At 72.9% G+C, this 4,020-nt stretch carries 4 protein-coding genes; 3 read left to right on the top strand and 1 reads right to left on the bottom strand.

Translation table 11 applies throughout. From position 1 onward, the window contains the following. On the bottom strand, positions 1 to 1,370 hold a 1,370-nt coding region (locus tag SACSA_RS22895; RefSeq protein WP_019816447.1), incomplete at its 3' end, for a hypothetical protein. Between the two features lie 187 nt (positions 1,371 to 1,557). Here SACSA_RS22895 and SACSA_RS0113515 point away from each other — a divergent pair. The 3 genes from SACSA_RS0113515 to SACSA_RS26175 all read left to right on the top strand — a co-directional run. Beyond that, complete coding sequence (locus SACSA_RS0113515) at positions 1,558 to 2,649, top strand: DegT/DnrJ/EryC1/StrS family aminotransferase (RefSeq protein WP_019816448.1); 1,092 nt, start codon at positions 1,558 to 1,560, stop codon at positions 2,647 to 2,649. Continuing rightward, positions 2,646 to 3,629 (top strand): Gfo/Idh/MocA family protein, encoded by a 984-nt coding sequence (locus SACSA_RS0113520; protein WP_019816449.1) that lies wholly within the window; start codon positions 2,646 to 2,648, stop codon positions 3,627 to 3,629. The genes SACSA_RS0113515 and SACSA_RS0113520 overlap by 4 nt, the downstream gene beginning before the upstream one ends. Beyond that, a partial coding sequence (locus tag SACSA_RS26175) for a glycosyltransferase (RefSeq protein WP_048876777.1) occupies positions 3,626 to 4,020 on the top strand: 395 nt, incomplete at its 3' end. The genes SACSA_RS0113520 and SACSA_RS26175, both read left to right, overlap by 4 nt.

Raw genomic sequence — 4,020 nt, forward strand, 5'->3', positions numbered from 1 at the left:
CCACGACACGCCGTCGACCACCATGTGGCGACGCGCGCGGCCAGGCCGGCCCAGCGGTGCCGGTCGCGCCGCCACACCACGACGACGGGCACCAGTCCGGTGATCGCCATCCCGGCGAGATAGCCCACCGCGATGCCGAGCACCGACAGCGCCGGTATCAACGCCACGGCCACGCCGAGACCGACCACGAACCCGGTGACCCGGATCAGCGCCATGACCCGGGCGCCGTGCTCGTCGTAGGAGCGGATGGACTCGGTGACCACGATGGAGGTCGTGTACAGGAAGGTCGCCGCCAGCAGCGTCTCCAGCACCGGCACGGCGGAGGCGAGGTTCGGCCAGAGCACCGCGACCAGCAGCCGCGCCCCCACCACGAGAACCCCGAACACGCCGCCGACGACGGTGATGAGCGCTCGGTGCGCGAGATCGGTGTGCCCCCGCACGGCGGCGTAGTCGCCCCGCCCGACCGCGGCCGACAGCGCGGGCAGCAGCAGCAGGCTCAGCACCGAACCGAGCAGGGACGCCGGAGTGGCCAGCGTCAGTGCCGCCGCGTAGGCGTCGGCACCCTCGACATCGCCCGTCTGGTGGGCCAGCACCATCGTCAGTTGCAGGAACCCGCCGGTGGCCAGCGAGCCCAGCACACCCCACGCGACGAACCGGTTGATCTCGGTGCGCAGCTCCGCGCCGACCGGCCCGCCTCCCGTGCGCGGCCAGCCCGCGACGCTGTACACGGCGTATCCCGCCGTGAGCGGCAGCAACAGCCAGGCGCGCAGCTCGAACACGAGCACCAGCACGAGGCCGCCCACGGCCACCACGAAGGAGAGCGCGTCCCAGACGGTGGCCCGCAGGACGCGCCCGGTGGCGTACTGCACGCCGCGCACGAACGTGTAGCTGGACAGCCCGACGGTCAGCAGTGCCACGAACACCGCCGTGGTCAGCTCGCCAGGGGCCAGCACGGCGTAGGTGAGCACACCCCCCGCGACGCCGAGACCGGCCGAGGTGAGCAGGGACAACCGGGCCAGGTGCCGGGTGAGGGCCACGCGCACGGCCACGTCGCCGGACTCGCGGGCCACGAACTTGGCCGCCGCCGCGCCCAGCGACGTGGGCCAGAGCATCGTCGCCAGCATCGCCGTGGAGATGGCGCTGTTGGTCGCCGAGAGGAACCCGGCGGGCAGCGTGCGTCCCACCAGCAGGCTGTAGACGAACCGCACCGACCCTTGCACGGCGATCCCGACCGCCGAGACCAGGCCCCGGCGCGCGGGTGGCAGCGGTTCGGCGTCGGTGCGGGGGTCGGAGCGGGTCAGCAGCGAGCGACGGTGACCGATGCGCGCGGGTGCTCCGGTACCGTCGGTCCCACTTCCGGGCACGGTCATGCACGGCACGGTAGCGGCCCGCGCGGCGGTGGCTTTCGGCAGGTGGCGCGGCTTCACCGGGCTTCGGCAGCGGCGCGGGAGCCCACCCGGAAGGGGTGTCGCCGGGTCGAGGGCCGCCGGGTGCGGGGGAGTGGTCCGGGCATACAGTGTGCCTGTTCAGTCACGTCACGATCTTCGAGGACTCCGGGTGAGTAACGAGTTCATACCGGCCGCCAAGCCGATCATCGGCGACGCCGAGCGCGACGCCGTGGACGCCGTCCTCCGTTCGGGGATGCTGGCGCAGGGTTCCGAGGTGGCCGCGTTCGAGGAGGAGTTCAGCCGGTCCCTGGTGGACGGCCGCGCGACGGTCGCGGTGAACTCGGGCACCTCCGGTCTGCACCTCGGGCTCCTCGCCGCGGGCGTCGGCCCCGGCGACGAGGTGATCGTCCCGTCGTTCACGTTCGCGGCCACGGCGAACGCGGTGGCCCTGACCGGGGCGACGCCGGTGTTCGCCGACATCGAGCCCGCGCACTACTGCCTCGACGCCGACCATGTCGCCGGGCTGGTCACCGAGCGGACCAAGGGCATCATGCCGGTGCACCTGTACGGGCACCCGGCGGACATGCCCGGCCTGACGGAGGTGGCCTCCCGGAACGGTCTGGCCCTGTACGAGGACGCCGCGCAGGCGCACGGCGCGAGCCTGCACGGCACGCCCGTGGGCGCGTTCGGCACGTTCGCGATGTTCAGCCTGTACCCGACCAAGAACATGACCTCCGGCGAGGGCGGCATGGTCTGCACCGGCGACGCCGAGGTCGAACGGGCGCTGCGGCTTCTGCGCAACCAGGGCATGCGGCGGCAGTACGAGAACGAACTCGTCGGGTTCAACGCGCGGATGACCGACCTGCACGCCGCCATCGGGCGCACGCAGCTCGAGCGGGTGGCCGACTGGACCGCGACCCGGCAGGCCAACGCACGGTACTTCGACACCCACCTGGAGGGTGTCGGCACGCCCGCCGTCGCCGACGGCGCGGTGCACGTCTACCACCAGTACACGATCACCGTGCCCGACGACCGCGACGGCTTCGCCACCGCGCTGCGCGAGGAGCACGGCATCGGCACGGGCGTGTACTACCCGATCCCGAATCACCGGCTCCCCTCGTTCGCGCGCGAGGCGGAGCTGCCCGCCACCGAGCGGGCCGCGGCGACCGTGCTGTCCCTGCCGGTGCACCCGGGTCTGGACGACGAGGACCGCGAGCGGATCGTGACGGCGGTCAACACCCTGGCGAAGGCGGGAGCGTGAGCGTGACGGAACTGCGGGTCGGGCTGATCGGGCTCGGCATGATGGGGCGCCACCACGCGCGGGTGATCCGCGAGGTCGAGGGCCTTGAGCTGGTCGCGGTCGCGGACGCCCTGGGGGACCCGCACGGCGTGGCCGGGGACCTGCCCGTGGTCGGCGGTGTGGCCGAGCTGATCGAGCAGGGGATCGACGCGTGCGTGTGCGCCGTGCCCACCGGGCTGCACGAGGAGGTCGGGCTCGCGCTGGCCGAGGCGCGGGTGCCGACGCTGATCGAGAAGCCCATCGCGCACAGCGTCGAGGCGGGCACGCGGCTGGTCGAGGCGTTCGAGCGCGGTGGCGTCGTCGGCGCGGTCGGGCACATCGAGCGGTACAACCCGGCGCTGCAATCGTTGCGGGACCGGATGGCCGCCGGTGAGCTGGGCCAGATGTACCAGATCGCCACGCGCAGGCAGGGCCCGTTCCCGGCGCGCATCGCCGACGTCGGCGTGGTCAAGGACCTCGCCACCCACGACATCGACCTCACGGCCTGGCTGGCGAAATCGGAGTACACCAGCGTTTCCGCGCAGGTCACCACCCGCTCGGGGCGCCCGCACGAGGACATGGTCGCCGCGACGGGGCGGCTGGCCAACGGCATCATCACCAACCACCTGGTGAACTGGCTCTCCCCGATGAAGGAGCGGGTCACCGTGGTCACCGGCGAGAAGGGCGCCTTCGTCGCCGACACCGTCAGCGCGGACCTCACCTTCTACGCCAACGGTGTGGTCAGCACCGAGTGGGACTCGGTGGCGAACTTCCGTGGGGTCGCCGAGGGGGACGTGACCCGGTTCGCGATCCCCAAGCGGGAGCCGCTGCGGGTGGAGCACGAACGCTTCCGCGACGCCGTGCTCGGCGTCGGCAACGACGTGGTGACCCTGCGGGAGGGGCTGAACACGTTGGCCACGGCCGAGCGGCTGCTGGCCTCGGCCCGGGAGGCGGCGGCATGAGGATCGTGCTCGCCACCCGGCTCTTCGCGCCGGAGGTGGCGGCGGCGGCGTTCCGGCTCAAGGCACTCGCCGACGGACTCGCCGACGAAGGCCACCAGGTCACGGTGCTGACGACCAGGCCGCCCGCGACCGCGACGCCGCGGGACTATCCGCATCTCGACGTGCGCCGGTGGCCGGTGCTGCGTGACGCGGGCGGAAACGTGCGCGGGTACGTCCAGTACGCCAGCTTCGACGCGCCCCTGTTCGCGCGGCTGCTGCTGCGCTCGGCCGACGCCGTGGTGGTGGAACCGCCCCCGACGACCGGCGTGGTGGCCACGCTGGCGGGCCTGGCGCGGCGCACGCCGTTCTACTACTACGCCGCCGACATCTGGTCCGACGCCCTCGCCGCCAT

Source organism: Saccharomonospora saliphila YIM 90502, assembly GCF_000383795.1.
In the GTDB taxonomy this organism is placed as follows: domain Bacteria; phylum Actinomycetota; class Actinomycetes; order Mycobacteriales; family Pseudonocardiaceae; genus Saccharomonospora; species Saccharomonospora saliphila.